This window comes from Gordonia desulfuricans NBRC 100010, assembly GCF_001485495.1.
GTDB lineage: Bacteria > Actinomycetota > Actinomycetes > Mycobacteriales > Mycobacteriaceae > Gordonia > Gordonia desulfuricans.
Genome location: NZ_BCNF01000117.1, coordinates 1 through 16,684 on the forward strand (window position 1 = coordinate 1; position 16,684 = coordinate 16,684).

The window sequence follows — 16,684 nt, forward strand, 5'->3', positions numbered from 1 at the left end:
GCACCGCACACACCTTCCGGGCCGACGCCAAGGTCACCAGCTGGTTGCATCGCATCGTCGTGAACGCGGCGCTGGATCGGCTGCGGCGTAACGCAAGCCGTCGGACGCTTCCGCTACCCGAGTTCGACACCCTGGCACTGTCGGACGACGCGGACGAGTTCGGACGGGTCGACCTCGCGGTGAGCATCGACCGGGCGCTCGATGAGCTCCCACCGGACCAGCGTGCCGCGGTCGTGGCCATCGACCTCGAGGGCTACACGGTCGCCGAGGCGGCCGAACGTCTCGGAGTTCCGCACGGCACCATCAAGTCACGGTGCTCCCGGGGACGGGTCAAACTCGCCAACCTGCTCCGCCATCTCCAGACCGGTGACCCGTGAATCCGATCTCGCACGAATCCTGGATCAGACGGAACCGATCACGCCCTCGCGTGCGTCCAAGAGATCAGATGCACACGTGACGACAGGGGACACTGACATGATGACCGCGTCACCCGACGCGTTGACCGGCCGTGCGGCGAGGGGAGGGGAGTGGTGATGAACGATGAGGACGCATCGTCGTTCTCCGCAGAAGACCCTCTGCCAGAGCCACCGTTTCCCGTGAAACTTCTCGCCGACCTCGACGCCGGTGTCCTCGACGAGCGCACCAGTGCGCACATCCGAGCACGGATCGTCGACGATCCCGGCGCACAGGCGGTACTCGATGCGCTGGCCCGTACCCGGGAAGACCTGAAGTCTCTCCCGGTCGACCCGCAGCCGGTGCCCGACTGGGTGGATGCCCGTACACAGCAGACCCTCGCCGCGATCAGCGCCGAAGTCGCCGCCGGATCGTCCTCGCTCACCGATCGCCGACGACGTCGGTCCGGGCGGATGTTCGCGGTCCTCGGCGCGGCCGCTGCGATCGTGGTAGCTGTCGTCGCCATCGGCGTGGTGTTCCTGCGTCCGGACACCAATAGTGTTGTGCCACAATCGAACAACTCACCATCTCAACTATCGACGCCGGCAGCCCCACCCGATGCGGCGGCGGTGCTGTCGGTACTCGGCCGTACCGATGGTGCGCCGTTCTCCTCACCCCAGGCGCTCCGACGCTGCACGGCGGCCAATGGAATCCCCGACACCACCGCCGTCCTCGGGTCGGGGGAGGTGACACTGGACGGCATTCCACAGGTGGTGATCCTGCTCTCGACCGGAACCGCCGGGCGATTCCTGGCGCTGGTCGTCGGCCACGACTGTGACACCGGCAACCCTGCGACGCGGTCAAGCACGGTCATCGGCAGGTGAGCGGCCGACGGGTCGGTTGGACAGTGCGTTCAGCGCCGTACAGCGGCACCGGCGGCCCCACCAGGGGAACATCTCCGCATACCCTGTTGTTGGAAGCCGGTACACGCAGCCCGCTCGCGGGCTGCGAGTCCATGCACACGGAGGACGAATTGACCCAGTCAGACAGCCAGCAGATCCACGACCTGATCATCGTCGGATCCGGACCTGCCGGATACACGGCGGCGATCTATGCGGCTCGCGCCGAGCTCGCCCCCATCGTCTTCGAGGGAACCCAGTTCGGTGGCGCACTGATGACCACCACCGAGGTCGAGAACTTCCCCGGCTTCCAGAACGGCATCCAGGGCCCGGCCCTGATGGACGAGATGCGTGAGCAGGCCATTCGCTTCGGTGCCGACCTCCGCATGGAGGACGTCGAGGAACTTCGGCTGGCCGGTGAGGTCAAGGAGATCGTTGCCGGCGGCGAGACCCACCGCGCCCGCGCCGTCATCCTGGCCATGGGTGCCGCGGCCCGCTACCTCGGTGTCGAAGGTGAGCAGGAACTCCTCGGCCGCGGCGTCTCCGCCTGCGCCACCTGCGACGGTTTCTTCTTCAAGGACCAGGACATCGCCGTGATCGGCGGCGGCGACTCGGCCATGGAGGAGGCGACCTTCCTCACCAAGTTCGCCCGGACGGTCACCCTGATCCACCGCCGCGACGAGTTCCGTGCGTCACGGATCATGCTCGACCGCGCCCGCAACAACGACAAGATCCGCTTCGTCACCAACTCGGCGATCAAGTCGGTCATCGGCGACGGCTCGGTCACCGGCCTCGAGCTCATCGACACCCGCTCCGGCGACACCGAGACCATCGACGTCACGGGCATGTTCGTCGCGATCGGCCACGACCCCCGCAGCGAGCTGGTCCGTGGTCAGGTCGACCTCGACGACGAGGGCTACGTGCGCGTCCAGGGCCGCACCACCTACACCTCGCTGCCGGGTGTCTTCGCCGCCGGTGACCTGGTCGATCACACCTACCGGCAGGCCATCACCGCCGCCGGCAGCGGTTGTTCGGCCGCCATCGACGCCGAGCGCTGGCTCGCCGAACAAGGCGATGTCGAGGCCACCCCGATCGACGGCGAGATCGTCACCGTCGACGCGGTGCACTGACGCCCCGCCCCGCACGTCTACCCCCGATCACACACTTCTACAAGGAGGAACGCTCAATGGGAGCCAACACCGTCGCCGTCACCGACGCCACCTTCGCCGAGGCCGTCCTCGGCTCCGACAAGCCGGTCCTGGTGGACTTCTGGGCCACCTGGTGCGGCCCGTGCCGCATGGTCGCACCGGTCCTCGAGGAGATCGCCGCCGATCACGCGGAGAAGCTGACCGTCGCCAAGGTCGACGTCGACGCCAACCCGGGCACCGCGCGCGACTTCCAGATCATGTCGATCCCCACCATGATCCTGTTCGAGAACGGCAAGCCGACCAAGACCATCGTCGGCGCCAAGGGTAAGGCCGCGATTCTTCGCGATCTCGAATCCGTCGTCGGTTCGAAGGCCTGAACCACAGTTCTTCGAATGACAATCGACCGTCGCCACCGGCATCGTCGCTGGTGGCGGCGTTCGTTGTGGTGATGTGATCTAGATCGGTTTGGTCCACGTGAGCGAAGCTGAAAGAATGCTCGTGGTCCGATCGCCTGCCATTTCCGTCTGGGAAGGGCATACAACGATGATCGGCGGGGACGATGTCGCGTCCGACGCGACTGAGGAGTTTGAGCATGCCACTTTTCCGACTGGGGGATCAGGGACCGGCTGTCGCCGAGATCCGCACCATCCTCGCCGGACAGGGCCTGCTCGCCACCACCGGCGGCCGACACGCCGCCCACGTACCCGCCACTGACGTCTTCGACGACGACACCGATCACGCCGTCCGCGCCTTCCAGCAGCAGCGCGGCCTGATCGTCGACGGCGTCGTCGGACCGTCCACCTACCGCGTGCTGCGCGAAGCCTCCTATCAGCTCGGCGCCCGCGTCCTGCTGTACCGGCTGTCGGCGCCCATGGTGGGAGACGACGTCGCCACCCTGCAGAACCGACTGCAGAACCTCGGCTACTACACGAGCCTCGTCGACGGCGTGTTCGCCGAGACCACGCATGACGCCGTCTGTCTCTACCAGAGTGAGTACGGTCTGGCCGCCGACGGAATCTGCGGACCGGCCACCCTGCGCTCGCTCGATCGCCTCGGAACCCGCGTCACCGGCGGTTCGCCCTACGCCATCCGTCAGGAAGAGCACGTACGCCGTTCCGGGCCCCAGCTGTCCGGTAAGCGGATCGTCATCGACCCGGGCTCCGGAGGCCTGCACGATCTGTCCGACGGGCCCACCGCCGAGCTGGAGAGCCGTCTGCTGTGGGATCTGGCCGCACGTCTGGAAGGACGGATGGCCGCCGCGGGCATGGAGACCTTCCTCTCCCACGACGGCCGTGGACGTCCCGGCGACGATGAGCGCGCCCGCGTCGCGAACATGATCGACGCCGATCTGATGATCTCGCTGCGGTGTGGGCACTACCCCAACCCGTCTGCGAACGGCGTCGCCACGTTCTACTTCGGCAACAGCCACGGCTCGTACTCGACCATCGGCCGCAACCTCGCCGGGTTCATCCAGCGTGAGGTGGCCGCGCGGACACCGCTGACCGATTGCCGCAGCCACGAACGCACCTGGGAGTTGTTGCGTCTCACCCGGATGCCGGTGACACTCATCGACGTCGGCTACATCACCAATCCTGACGATGCGGAGATCCTGGGGGATCCCGACTACCGCAATGTGATCGCCGAGGCGATCCTCGTCGCCGTCAAACGCCTGTATCTCCTCGGTGAGAACGACCGGCCGACCGGTACCTACACCTTTGCCGATCTGCTTGCGGCCGAAGAGATCTCCTGACACATCCGATCCACGAGAAAGGCCCGACGGCGAGATCCACTCGCCGTCGGGCCTTCTTCGTCATCTGTCTGTGCGTGCGGTGCCGGCCATCTGAGGTGACGACACCCGGCTGCGTCCGCCACCGGCAACTCGATCGGCGTCCGGGCCCAGCTCTGGTACGCCCGTACTCAGCCTGTGGGGCCCTGTCGGCGGCCGATCGGAGCGAAGGTGCGTTCCCGGCCCGCCAGGTCGATCGCAGCCATCACGACCAGCTTCTCCAGTGCTCCCTCGACCTCCGACTTCCAGCCCAGACCTTCGTCGAGCTCCAGCCGGAAGCGGGGGAATCGAGGGTGGGATGCCACGACGTCGAATCCCGAGTCCTTGAGGAAGGCCGCGTCGATCATGCACTGGGTGCACAGGTCGGCTTGCGGATAGTCGAGGATCTCGCGGGCGACGTTCACGATCTCCTCGTCCGACCATGCGCTGATGTCGGGGAGTGGCCGCGATCCGGGGATGCCGGCATCGACATCGAAGTCAGACGCCGTCGGAAGACCGGAGCTGCGCACCATGCCGAACGACTCGATGGCGCGAACGCCACGGCGGACGAGATCGGTCACCACGGCGTCGAGCAGGGGGACCGCCACTTCCTCGTAACCGGGCTCGGTACTGATGGCCGTCAGCAGAATCGCGTCGGCACTCACCGGCGAGGTGGGGAAGAGGCGTGAGCGTGGGACACGACCGGGCGGGGCATAGAACGCAGTACCCACCACCACACCGGTGCCACGATCGGTGGCGATCTGTCCGCAAGCACCCCATTCGAGCAACGCCGCGGAGATCCACGCCTCCTTGTCGAACTCGCTCTCGTAGGCTCCGATCTCCGGGCCACACCCCGCCGAACTCGACGCCGCGGCGGTGGTCGGATCCACCTCCCAGAAGATGCACCGGCGTGCGTGGGGCGGTAGCGACTCGAATGATTCGAGGCTCAGTCGAGAAATCACGGGATCCATGTCAGGCCACCCGGGTCGAAATGGCGCGGAAACCGAAAGTAGCAGTGCGGCAACTCGTTTCGACGTTGCTCAGCATGCGAACACTTCGTTGTGTCACTGTGACGTAACTTCCGCGTGTGGTTGGTTGGGAGAATTCCACCGTCAAATCACTGCTTGGGGTCGATCAGACCGACGATGCGCTGGAGGTCGTCGACGGATCCGAACTCGACCACGATCTTGCCCTTTCGCTTGCCCAGACTCACTGTCACCCGGGTGTCGAGGCCATCGGAGAGGCGCTCGGCGACGTCCTGCAGCCCCGGCATCTGCATCTGCTTACGCTTCGCGGCCGGGTTCCCGGGCATCGGACCGTCTCCCCGGTTGGCCAAGGTGACCGCTTCCTCGGTCGCCCGCACCGACATCCCCTCGGCAACGATACGCGCCGCGAGCAGCTCCTGAGCGTCACTCCCGGTCTCGAGAGCCAGGAGAGCGCGAGCGTGACCGGCGGACAGAACGCCGGCGGCGACGCGTCGCTGCACCGGAATCGGCAGCTTCAGCAGACGGATCATGTTGGTGATCACCGGTCGCGACCGTCCCAGACGGCTTGCCAGTTCTTCATGTGTCACGTCGAACTCGTCGAGCAGCTGCTGATACGCGGCGGCTTCTTCGAGTGGATTCAGCTGGGCACGGTGGATGTTCTCGAGCAGTGCGTCCCGCAGCATGTCGCCGTCGGGGGTCTCTCGAACGATCGCGGGGATCGCCTCGAGACCCGCTTCCTGGCTCGCACGCCACCGGCGCTCACCCATGACGATCTGATATTCGATGCCGTCCACCGGCTCCGTGAGCCGACGCACGACGATCGGCTGCATCAGACCGAACTCCTTGATGGAGTGGACCAGCTCCGCCATCGCCTCCTCATCGAAGACCGAACGCGGCTGATGCGGGTTCGGCTGGATGACCTTCGGCGCGAGTTCGCGGTACACGGCACCGACCTCGTCCACCGTCCCGACAGCGGGGGAGGGGATCGGATCCGGTGCCGGCGTCGTCGTGGTTTCCTTCACGGCGGAGCCGTTGGTCGCTGCCGGTGCCGGCGCGGTACTTCCCCCGCCGATCACCACGTCGGCAGCTGCCGCTCCCAGACGCGGTGCCTCCGACATCTCACCGTCGGCCGGACCGGTCGGGATCAGGGCCGCCAATCCGCGGCCGAGGCCTCCACGGCGATGTGCGGTCTCTTTGGAACTCACGGGATTCCTCTCGGGAAGTACGGGGGTGGAAGTCGATGGGGGAGGGGAGTGGCAGCTCTCGGCGCCACACACGCTCAGGGCGTGACGGCCTCCGCGGTGTTGGCGCGCAATGCCAGTTCCCGTGCTGCGTCGAGGTAGCTCATCGCTCCACGTGAACCCGGGTCGTACTGGATGATCGTCATCGCGTAACCGGGTGCCTCGGACACCTTGACGCTGCGCGGGATGATCGTCGAAAGCACCTTGTCACCGAAGTGGCGGCGCACTTCCTCGGCGACCTGATCGGCGAGTTTGGTGCGTCCGTCGTACATGGTGAGCAGGATCGTCGAGACGTGCAGATCCTTGTTCAGGTGCGCCTGGACGAGCTCGATGTTCCGGAGCAACTGGCCCACACCCTCGAGGGCGTAATACTCACACTGGATCGGGATCAGCACCTCGCGGGCGGCCACCATCGCATTGACCGTGAGCAGACCCAGCGACGGGGGGCAATCGATGAAGACGTAGTCGAAGCCGTAGTCGACGATCGCCTGATCGTTGAGTGCGTTGCGGAGTCGGTTCTCGCGGGCGACGAGGGAGACCAGTTCGATCTCGGCGCCGGCCAGGTCGAGCGTCGCCGGTACGCAGTAGAGATTCTCGTGGTTGGGGCTCTGCTTGACCGTCTCGCGGATGTCCACCTCACCGAGGAGGAGTTCGTAGACCGACGCGATGTCGGGAGCCCGGTGATCGATCCCGAGGGCCGTGCTGGCATTGCCCTGCGGATCGAGATCGATGACCAGAACCTTCAGCCCGTGAACGGCCAGTCCGGCCGCGAGGTTGACTGCCGTGGTCGTCTTACCCACGCCGCCCTTCTGATTGGCAACGGTGATGACGCGGGTGTTGATCGGGCGGGGGAGCTGACCTGATGCGCCGGGAGTCAGGACCTGACTCGCGCGTGCGGCCGCAGCGGCGATCGGGGTGTCATGGAAGGAGTTGTGCGGCGTGGGCACCGAGTTCTTTCTCGAAGTTTCACGTGAAACGTGCTGGCCTTTGTCGACCACGCTGGGACTCCTTTGCCCGTCCAATTGTCCGCCTCCGGGAAATTCGGAGGACTGAGATGACGCCCTTCTATTCTGCGCCCTGCGACCGATCCGCACCAATTACCTCCTGAACTTCTTGTCAGACGTGTCCGACGTCGCGGCCACCCCTGCCGTCCCGCCACGTTTGCGGCGGGACTTCAATTCGAACCCGGCCTGTTTGACGCCGACGATGAGCGTTGTCGGTACCTCCAACACTTCCTCACCGCACACCACCACAGAGAGCTCGGCGAGCCCGACTTTCGCGGCGGACACCCGATCCCGCTCGATCTCGTCCTGGGCAGACGAACCCTTGATCGCGACGAGTCGTCCCCCGACCCGGATCAGGGGAGTGGACCAGCCGGCCAGTCGCTCCAGCGGGGCAACCGCACGGGACGTGACCACATCGGCCGGATCGATCGCTGAACGCACCGCCTTCTCCTCGGCCCGGCCCCGGATCACGCGGACATCGATTCCGAGGTCAGCGATCGCCTCCTCGAGGAAGGTGGCCCGACGCAGCAGGGGCTCGACGAGCGTCACGGTGAGATCGGGGCGTGCGATGGCGAGCGGGATGCCCGGCAGCCCCGCGCCGCTACCGATGTCCACGACCGACGACGACTCCGCAATCGCCTCGCCCAGGACGGCACAGTTCACGATGTGCCGATCCCAGAGTCGAGGAACTTCTCGCGGTCCGATCAATCCCCGCTCGATGCCGGCGGTGGCCAGCATGTCGCGATACCGGACGGCGAGATCGAGACGATCGCCGAAGACTGTTGCCGCCGATGGGGGAGGGGAGGGGTCGACGTCGGAGACGTCCCCGCGTTCATCCACTACCGGACTCTCGTCATGTTCCACGTGAAACCGTGATCCTCTCAGTTCCCCCGGAGCGCCGTTTCACGTGAAACAGCGCTAATCACACCAATGTAATTTCTGACCCCGAAAATGAGAAAGTCCCGGTCGAAACCGGGACTCCCTCGTTTGCCTGTAAGTCAGTCGACCTTGATGACGACAACCCTACGCTTGGGCTCGGCACCTTCGGACTCGCTGATGACTCCATCCACAGCCGCGACCGCATCGTGCACGATCTTCCGCTCGAATGGGGTCATCGGATCCAGCGCTTCACGCTCGCCACTGTCGCGGACCCGCTCGGCCACCTCGGTGCCGAGTCGCGCCAGGCGCTCTCGACGATCGGCGCGCCACCGCGCGATGTCGAGCATCAGGCGACTGCGATCACCGGTGGCCTGCTGCACGGCCAGACGGGTCAGCTCCTGCAGGGCATCGAGCACCTCGCCCTTACGGCCGACCAGCTTCGCTAGATCATCACCACCGTCGATGCTGACGACGGCGCGGTCACCGTCGACATCCAGATCGATGTCGCCGTCGAAGTCGAGGACGTCGAGGAGCTGCTCGAGGTAGTCGCCGGCGATCTCGCCCTCTTCGACCAGACGATCCTCCTCGTCGTCCTCGTCGTCCTCGTCGTCCTCGTCGTCCTCGTCGTCCTCGTCGTCCTCGTCGTCCTCGTCATCATCAGAATCGTCGGCCTCGGCGTCCTCCGAGTCGTCGTCATCCTCGTCGACGACGTCGTCGGCGTCGTCCTGCTCGGTCGAGGAGTCCTCGGCGTCGGTCACTGCGGTCTCGGAGGCGTTCGACTCGCCCTCTCCGGTCGCGGGCTCGCTCGTCACGGACTCATCGGCGATGACGTTCTCGGTCACGTCCGGATCGCCTTGGGTCGCGGTCTCGGCTGTCATCTCAGTTCCACCTAACTCTTGCTCTTACCTGTCAAGTCTGTCGGCCCGAATCGGGCGCTCCCGCCTGGGCGGGAAGTCAGCGACGGCCGCCCTTGCGGCCGCCCTTCTTGCCGCCGCCACGATTCTTCTGGCCCTGACGATTCTGTGGCCCGTTCTGGCCGGCCTTGTTCGCCGGCTTCTGACCCGGACGCGGCTTGGCCGATGGGGTAGGGGAGGAGTCCCCGTCACCGCCGTCCTCCTCATCCGCGGGATCCGCTTGGTCCTCGGTCGTGGCCGGGGTGGCCGGGGTGGCCGGCGCCTCCGCAGCGGAACCCCGCTTGAGGAAGGACAGCTTGCCGAGGACCGATTCCTTCGGATCCGACGCCGTCGTCGCCGGCTTCTCGTCCTCGCTCGACTCGGTCGCAGTGGCTCCGATGGCCTTCTTGGAGCGGTCGGGCTTCACACCGGGCTTCGGTGCGTTGGCCTTGAGCTTCTCCTGCTTGGCCAGGCGTGCCTCTTCTTCTTCCTTCTCGATCTTGCCGAAGACCAGGTGCTGCTGACCATAGGTCCAGATGTTGTTGCTCATCCAGTACAGGAGGATGGCGACCGGGAAGAACGGTCCGGTGAGCAGGATGCCCAGCGGGAAGACGTAGAGCGCCAGCATGTTCATCATGCGGGTCTGCGGGTTCTCGAGAGCGGCCTCGGGCTGACGTGCCACCGAAGCACGCGAGTTCATGTGGGTGGCGATGGACGCGATGATCATCATCGGGATGACGACCAGGGTGATGTTCAGGCGGGTGAAGTCGATCGGCGACCCGGGCTGGACGAACGCCGCCCATTCGGTCTTCGGCTCGGTGATGTACGACGACAACGGCACACCGAAGAGTCGCGCGTCGAGAAAGTTCTGCACCTGGTCGACATTGAAGATGTAGTTGCCGACGTTACGGGTTTCCTCCGGCGACATGCCGAGCTGCCCCATACCGGTACCGGTCCGGTTGAACGACCGCAACACGTGGAACAGACCGATGAAGACGGGGATCTGCAGGAACATCGGCAGGCAGCCGAGCAGGGGATTGAACCCGTGGTCCTTCTGCAGCTTCTGCATCTCCTCGGTCATCTTCACGCGATCCTTGGCGTACTTCTTGCGGATCGCCTGCAGCTGAGGATTGATCTCCTGCATCTTCTTCGTGGTGCGGATCTGCTTCACGAAGGGCTTGTAGAGGATCGCGCGCAGGGTGAACACCAGGAACACCACCGACAACGCCCACGCGACTCCGTCACCGCCCGGGGAATTGGGCGTGATGAAGTCGAACAACCAATGCCAGAACCACATGATCGCGGAGACCGGCCAATAGATGAAGTTCAGCACGGGTTAGAAATCCCTCACTTCCGTAGATGCGCGAACGCTGTCGCCCTCGGATGGACCACGATTCGGATCCGCGTCGTCGTCGGCCTCGTCCTCCCAGGAGGAGCGGACCGACGGATCCTGCGGTGGATGCCGGAACCCACGCTCGGGTACCGGGTCATATCCAGGTTTGTGCCACGGCCCGCACTTCAGGAGTCGCAACACCGCGAGGGCGCCTCCGTGAAAGAAGCCGTGTCGGGTCAGCGCCTCGACCGCGTACCCCGAGCAGGTGGGCTCGAAGCGGCACGTCGGGAGACGCATCGGGGAAATCCAGGTGCGGTAGAGCTCGATCAGGAAGATCACGCTGCGCCGCGGCAACAGGTGGAGGAAACGTCGGACCGCCGCCCACCGGTCGGTGCCCGTGACGGCGGGATCCGTGTCGGAGGACGAGGGATCGGTTGCCGATGGGGGCCGGGTGGGGGCGGTGCCGGTCATACCGGGACCTCGGCGTCGGCCGAGGGCGCGAGCCGTCGGATCCGTCCTCGTCCGAGTGCCTCGGACAGTTGGGCGGCGAGCTCGGGGCTGCCGAGTGTCGCCGCACCGGGCAGGGCACGGATCACCACATACGACTCGGTGGCCGGTACCTGGTCGATCACCGATGCGAACGCAGCGCGGAGGCGACGTGCCACCTGGTGGCGCACGACGGCGGATCCGACCGACTTGCTGACGATCAGGCCCAACCAGGGACCGCCGATCATGGCGACATCACGACGACGACGCGCAGGATCCGGCCAGGTCGCGGGAACCACCGCGACACTGACCACCAGATCATGCGTCGATACCCGCACGCCCTTCTTGAGCGTGCGGGCAAAGTCGGATCCACGAGAGATCCGATGACCGGCCGACATCATCGAGCATCACGAAGCCGGTCGGACCAGAGGTCACGACCGGCGGCGTGCATCGAGATCAGGCCGTGAGCTTCGCGCGGCCCTTGGTACGACGGCTGTTGACGATTGCGCGGCCGGCGCGGGTCCGCATACGCAGACGGAAGCCGTGCACACGAGAACGACGACGGTTGTTGGGCTGGAAAGTGCGCTTTCCCTTGGCCACGATGACTCCTTGTGTCCGCTGTGGGCACGCCGGTAGCGCGCGATTCCCACATCCTGTGTTGGTCTCTGCTTATCCTGGGGCGGTGCCGAGCTGATGCCGGTTGGCAGACCCCGCCGATCTGTCCGGCAAAGACCTCTGACCGGGCAAAACGGCACAATCCACCGCGCAAGTCCGCGACCTGGATGACCAGTCGAGACTACTCAAGCGCACCGCGCAAATCAAACGAGCGCCATAGTCGCTGGCCACAGCGGGTGCGCGTGATCCGTTCGGACGAGTCCGGGCCGGATGTCTTTGGCGGCCGAGAACTCCTCTGTTACCGTCGCTCCGAGCGCTCACGGCGCGCGGTCGATGGAGTCTGTCATCCCGCGGTTCGTGGCCCCATCCACCTCTTTGTCCACAGCTGGGGATAAGTTTGTGGACAAGTCGTCGTCTCCCACCGCATGGTGACATCCACGTCGACCGGTAACTGGTAATTTCGTCGTCGCCGGCAAAGGTGAAGAAGTGTGCCCCGCCGCGCCGGGCAGGAGGGTCCAAACGTGACGTCAGATCGTGACTCGTTCGGAGAGGTGTGGCAACGTGTCGTCGCCGAACTCAACGACGATTCCGCCCAGGGCGACCACGAACCCCTGACCCGCCAGCAAAAAGCCTGGTTGTCGCTGGTTCAGCCGCTCACCCTGGCCGAGGGGTTCGCCCTGCTCACCGTGCCCACGCCGCTGGTGCAGGAGCAGATCGAACGCAATCTGCGCGACACCATCCGCACCACGCTGAGCCGTCACCTCGGACAACCGGTCGATCTGGGTGTGCGGACCGCCACCCCACCGCCTGTCGAGGAACACACCCCGGCCGACACACCCGCACAGTCGCCGGCCGCGGCACCCGGATCCCAGGTCCCGGCGAGTACCGCCGTTCCGGCCGCGGGATCCGACGGTGTCGGTGATCACGTCCCGCCCGCACGACCTGCCGCCGACGGTGTGGTCGGACCGGCCCCGGCCGGTGCGGACTGGTCTAGTTACTTCGCCGAGCGTCCCGCGACGCCGACTCCGGCCGCCTCGCCGGCGAGCCTGAACTCGAAGTACACCTTCGACACCTTCGTGATCGGTGCCTCCAACCGCTTTGCGCACGCATCCGCGGTCGCCGTCGCCGAGGCACCGGCCCGGGCGTACAACCCGCTGTTCATCTGGGGTGAGTCCGGTCTCGGCAAGACCCACCTGCTGCATGCGGCCGGCCACTACGCGCAACGTCTCTTCCCGGGTATGCGGGTGAAGTACGTCTCCACCGAGGAGTTCACCAACGACTTCATCAACTCGCTGCGTGACGACCGGCGGGTGGCGTTCAAACGCCGCTACCGTGACGTCGACGTGCTGCTGGTGGACGACATCCAGTTCCTGATCGGCAAGGAAGGTATCCAGGAAGAGTTCTTCCACACCTTCAACACGCTGCACAACACCAGCAAGCAGATCGTGATCTCATCCGATCGTCCGCCCAAACAGCTTGCGACACTTGAGGATCGGCTTCGAACCCGGTTCGAGTGGGGATTGATCACCGACGTCCAGCCGCCGGATCTGGAAACCCGGATCGCGATCCTGCGCAAGAAGGCGCAGATGGACAACATCGCCGTCCCCGACGACGTGCTCGAGCTGATCGCCTCCAAGATCGAACGCAACATCCGCGAGCTCGAGGGCGCGCTGATCCGTGTCACCGCGTTCGCCTCGCTGAACAACACCGAGCTCGACAAATCCCTGGCCGACGTCGTCCTGCAGGCCCTGCTGCCCAACGACGGCACGCTGGAGATCTCCGCGGCCAGCATCCTGGCGATCACCGCCGAGTACTTCGACATCTCGGTCGACGAACTGCGTGGGCCGGGCAAGGCCCGCTCGTTGGCGCAGGCCCGTCAGATCTCGATGTATCTGTGCCGTGAGCTCACCGATCTGTCGCTGCCGAAGATCGGCGAGACCTTCGATCGCGATCACACCACGGTGATGTACGCCGAGCGCAAGATCCGCAAGGAGATGGCCGAGCGCCGCAAGGTCTACGACCACGTCCAGGAGCTGACCGCCCGGATCAAGCAGCGCGCCGACCGCTGACGCCACATCGGGTCCCGGGCCCACCTCGGGAAATGCCCGTAACGGCCCCTGAGTGCCTCTCTGTGCCCCTTTGCCCGCCCCCGCGAGCAAGGGGGCGCCCTTTTTTCGTCATCGCGCGCGGATCCGTGCCCGATGGGGCCCGCCGGCCGGGACGCCACCACGCATCTGCACGCCGTCGAGAACTCACCCCGAGACAGCCGCCGGCCGCCCAACCCTCGATCTCCGCGCGAGCCTTCGAGACGCGGATCCAGGTGGATCCGACCGGATCCACCGACTTTTTGTCATTCGATGCGACCTGGGCTTTTGCGAATCACAAAACTGTGGATGACGTGTGGGGATCCGAGGCCCTCACTGTGCACGATCAGTGGACGGAGGGTGAATGACAAAAATCATCCACATGCCACACCATCGCCACCGACCCGTCATCCACCGGTAGTCAACAACCACGGATCCGTCGTGTCCAGCACGGATCCGTCGAATTCCACAGGATCCACAGGCTCTACTACTTCCATTGATCTCTCTCTAGAGAGATCTTCTTGTAAGAAGAACCTGTGTACACAGGCCCGCTCCGCAACCCCCCGAAACATGTGATTCGCGGCGTGGCGACTTGACCCCCAACCACCCCCGCACCCGTCGCGGCGTTCTAGAGTGGGAACTCGCCAATCGTGAACATCCTGTGGAACCGTGCAAGACATCCGCGGAGTGCACGACCCATCCCGCGGAGTCCCACGACCCGCAACACCGTCGGATCCACCGACCCGATCCACCGACGCAACTCAAGAGAAGGGTTTTCCCCGAGTTATGAAGTTCCGTGTCGCGCGCGACGAGTTCTCCGATGCCGTTGCCTGGGTTGCCCGCAGCCTGCCGTCTCGTCCGCCGGTCCCGGTTCTCGGTTGTGTGGTGCTCACCGCAGGTGACGACCCCACCGGTGGCCTGACCATCTCGGGATTCGACTACGAGGTCTCCGCCCAGGAGTCCATCGCGTCGGAGATCGCCGAACCGGGCAAGGTGCTGGTGTCGGGTCGTCTGCTCGCCGACATCACCCGTGCGTTGCCGAACAAGCCGGTCGACGTGCATCTCGACGGATCCCGCGTCGCCATCGCCTGTGGCAGCGCCAAGTTCTCGCTTCCGACCATGCCGGTCGAGGACTACCCGCAGCTCCCGGACGTGCCGACGGTCACCGGATCCATCCCGGCCACGTTGTTCGCCGAGGCCATCTCGCAGGTCGCCGTCGCGGCCGGCCGTGACGACACGCTGCCGATGCTGACCGGTGTGCGCGTCGAGATCGCGGGCAGCAGCGTCGTCCTGGCGGCCACCGACCGCTTCCGTCTCGCGGTGCGTGAGCTGGAGTGGGAGCCCGAGCAGGCCGACATCAACGGTGCCGTGCTGGTCCCGGCCAAGACTCTCTCGGAGAGCGCCAAGACCGCCGGTGCCGAGGGCACCGGTGCGGTCCGGCTGGCCTTCGGTTCCGGTGACGGGATCGGTGCCGAGGGGATCCTGGGCATCCTGGGCGAGACCAAGCAGACCACCACGCGTCTGCTCGACGCCGACTTCCCCAAGTTCCGTCAGCTGTTGCCGGCCAGTCACACCGCGGTCGCCACCATCGAGAGCGCGCCGCTGATCGAGGCGATCAAGCGTGTGTCGCTGGTCGCCGAGCGTGGGGCGCAGGTCCGGATGGAGTTCTCCGGTGGATCCGTGCTGCTCACGGCCGGTGGCGACGAGGCCGGTAAGGCCGAGGAGGAGCTGCCGGTGGAGTTCCAGGGCGAGCCGCTGACCATCGCCTTCAACCCGGGATACCTGCAGGACGGGCTGTCGGCGATCAACGCCAAGTCGGTCGACTTCGGCTTCACCACACCGAGCCGGCCCGCGGTGCTGCGTCCGTCCGCCGGTGAGCGTCCGGTGCCCGACGAGTCAGGTGCCTTCGTCGCCCCGGAGAGCGTGTTCAGCTACCTGCTGATGCCGGTGCGGCTGCCGGGCTGATCGCCCGCGCATATCCTGGCCCCATCGTCCCCTCACCTCGAAGGATCCTGCGATGCAACTCGGACTGATCGGCCTCGGCAAGATGGGCGCCAACATGCGCACCCGGATCACCGCCGGAGGTCACCAGGTTGTCGGCTACGACCCGCGGCCGGAGGTGTCCGACGTGGCGTCGCTGGCCGACCTGGTCGGTGCGCTCGAGGCGCCCCGCGCGGTGTGGGTGATGGTGCCGTCGGGGGATCCGACACGCTCGACGGTGGCCGAGCTCGCCGAGCTGCTGGCCCCGGGTGACATCGTCGTCGACGGCGGCAACTCCCGCTACACCGATGACATCGAGCATTCGAAGGTGTTGGGTGCCAAGGGGATCGGTTACATCGACTGTGGTGTATCCGGCGGTGTGTGGGGTCTGGAGAACGGGTACGGCCTGATGGCCGGAGGATCCGACGCCGACATCGCCCGGCTGATGCCGATCTTCGACGCACTCCGTCCGGAGGGTGAGCGTGCCGACGGCTTCGTCCACTCCGGTCCGGTGGGTGCCGGGCACTACGCGAAGATGGTGCACAACGGCATCGAGTACGGCCTGATGCACGCCTACGGCGAGGGTTACGAGCTGCTCGCGGCCGAACCGCTGATCACCGACGTCGAGGGCACCCTGCGGGCCTGGACGCACGGCACCGTCATCCGGTCCTGGTTGCTGGATCTGCTGGTCCGGGCGCTGCAGGAGGATCCGGGGCTCGCCGGTATCTCCGACTACACCACCGACTCCGGTGAGGGACGCTGGACGGTGGAGGAGGCCATCCGTCATTCGGTGCCTGCCAACGTCATCTCGGCCGCGCTGTTCGCCCGGTTCGCCTCCCGTCAGGACGGCTCCCCGGCCCTGAAAGCCGTTTCGGCACTTCGTAATCAGTTCGGTGGACATTCGGTGCGCAATACCGCCGGAGAGGCCGTCGGCGAGTCCGGTGCACCGCCGAGCTCCCCGGTCGCCGGCACGTAGTC

The 16,684-nt window shown here is 65.9% G+C and carries 17 protein-coding genes; 8 read left to right on the forward strand and 9 right to left on the reverse strand.

All coding sequences use genetic code 11. The annotated features are described in order from the left end of the window. The 5 genes from GD1_RS18140 to GD1_RS18160 form a co-directional block, all read left to right on the forward strand. The coding region (locus GD1_RS18140; protein WP_157079546.1) for a sigma-70 family RNA polymerase sigma factor at window positions 1–377 on the forward strand (377 nt) is incomplete at its 5' end. Between the two features lie 156 nt (window positions 378–533). Beyond that, the gene (locus tag GD1_RS18145; protein WP_059039061.1) at window positions 534–1,277 is read left to right on the forward strand and encodes an RsmA family anti-sigma factor; all 744 of its coding nucleotides are present in this window, start codon (window positions 534–536) and stop codon (window positions 1,275–1,277) included. 149 nt (window positions 1,278–1,426) lie between these two features. Further along, window positions 1,427–2,422 (forward strand): thioredoxin-disulfide reductase, encoded by a 996-nt coding sequence (gene trxB / locus GD1_RS18150; protein WP_053777296.1) that lies wholly within the window; start codon window positions 1,427–1,429, stop codon window positions 2,420–2,422. Window positions 2,423–2,478: 56 nt separating this feature from the next. Beyond that, complete coding sequence (gene trxA, locus GD1_RS18155; RefSeq protein ID WP_020790214.1) at window positions 2,479–2,817, forward strand: thioredoxin; 339 nt, start codon at window positions 2,479–2,481, stop codon at window positions 2,815–2,817. A 215-nt stretch (window positions 2,818–3,032) separates the two neighbouring features. Next, window positions 3,033–4,190 (forward strand): N-acetylmuramoyl-L-alanine amidase, encoded by a 1,158-nt coding sequence (locus GD1_RS18160; RefSeq protein WP_020790917.1) that lies wholly within the window; start codon window positions 3,033–3,035, stop codon window positions 4,188–4,190. A 167-nt stretch (window positions 4,191–4,357) separates the two neighbouring features. On the opposite strand, the gene GD1_RS18165 is transcribed toward GD1_RS18160, so the two are convergent. From GD1_RS18165 to rpmH, 9 genes are all read right to left on the reverse strand, one after another. Continuing rightward, a complete protein-coding gene (locus GD1_RS18165) occupies window positions 4,358–5,176 on the reverse strand; it encodes a hypothetical protein (protein ID WP_053777274.1) in 819 nt (272 codons plus the stop codon). 146 nt (window positions 5,177–5,322) lie between these two features. Then, window positions 5,323–6,396 (reverse strand): ParB/RepB/Spo0J family partition protein, encoded by a 1,074-nt coding sequence (locus GD1_RS18170; protein ID WP_020790916.1) that lies wholly within the window; start codon window positions 6,394–6,396, stop codon window positions 5,323–5,325. Window positions 6,397–6,470: 74 nt separating this feature from the next. Beyond that, window positions 6,471–7,430 (reverse strand): ParA family protein, encoded by a 960-nt coding sequence (locus GD1_RS18175; protein ID WP_059039050.1) that lies wholly within the window; start codon window positions 7,428–7,430, stop codon window positions 6,471–6,473. Between the two features lie 99 nt (window positions 7,431–7,529). Then, a complete protein-coding gene (gene rsmG, locus GD1_RS18180; RefSeq protein ID WP_083534372.1) occupies window positions 7,530–8,276 on the reverse strand; it encodes a 16S rRNA (guanine(527)-N(7))-methyltransferase RsmG in 747 nt (248 codons plus the stop codon). Window positions 8,277–8,434: 158 nt separating this feature from the next. Continuing rightward, window positions 8,435–9,193 (reverse strand): Jag family protein, encoded by a 759-nt coding sequence (locus GD1_RS18185; protein ID WP_059039051.1) that lies wholly within the window; start codon window positions 9,191–9,193, stop codon window positions 8,435–8,437. Between the two features lie 76 nt (window positions 9,194–9,269). Next, on the reverse strand, window positions 9,270–10,541 hold the full coding sequence (gene yidC / locus GD1_RS18190; protein ID WP_059039052.1) for a membrane protein insertase YidC: 1,272 nt from the start codon (window positions 10,539–10,541) through the stop codon (window positions 9,270–9,272). Window positions 10,542–10,544: 3 nt separating this feature from the next. Then, window positions 10,545–11,012 carry a membrane protein insertion efficiency factor YidD gene (gene yidD / locus GD1_RS24405; protein WP_083534374.1) on the reverse strand — a complete coding sequence of 156 codons (468 nt, stop codon included), beginning with the start codon at window positions 11,010–11,012 and terminating at the stop codon, window positions 10,545–10,547. Further along, window positions 11,009–11,428, reverse strand: a complete 420-nt coding sequence (gene rnpA, locus GD1_RS18200) for a ribonuclease P protein component (RefSeq protein ID WP_059039053.1) — start codon at window positions 11,426–11,428, stop codon at window positions 11,009–11,011. Before rnpA ends, yidD begins: the two co-directional genes overlap by 4 nt. A 55-nt stretch (window positions 11,429–11,483) precedes the next feature. Next, window positions 11,484–11,627, reverse strand: a complete 144-nt coding sequence (gene rpmH / locus GD1_RS24410; RefSeq protein ID WP_082365875.1) for a 50S ribosomal protein L34 — start codon at window positions 11,625–11,627, stop codon at window positions 11,484–11,486. A gap of 536 nt (window positions 11,628–12,163) precedes the next feature. Here rpmH and dnaA point away from each other — a divergent pair. The 3 genes from dnaA to gnd all read left to right on the forward strand — a co-directional run bounded on the left by dnaA (window position 12,164) and on the right by gnd (window position 16,682). Beyond that, window positions 12,164–13,711 carry a chromosomal replication initiator protein DnaA gene (gene dnaA / locus GD1_RS18205; protein WP_059039054.1) on the forward strand — a complete coding sequence of 516 codons (1,548 nt, stop codon included), beginning with the start codon at window positions 12,164–12,166 and terminating at the stop codon, window positions 13,709–13,711. A gap of 801 nt (window positions 13,712–14,512) precedes the next feature. Further along, entirely contained in the window at window positions 14,513–15,691 is a 1,179-nt protein-coding gene (gene dnaN, locus GD1_RS18210; RefSeq protein ID WP_059039055.1) for a DNA polymerase III subunit beta, read from the forward strand. Window positions 15,692–15,743: 52 nt separating this feature from the next. After that, window positions 15,744–16,682: a phosphogluconate dehydrogenase (NAD(+)-dependent, decarboxylating) gene (gnd, locus tag GD1_RS18215; RefSeq protein ID WP_020791286.1), complete on the forward strand. Its 939-nt coding sequence runs from the start codon at window positions 15,744–15,746 to the stop codon at window positions 16,680–16,682. Window positions 16,683–16,684 lie beyond the last annotated feature (2 nt).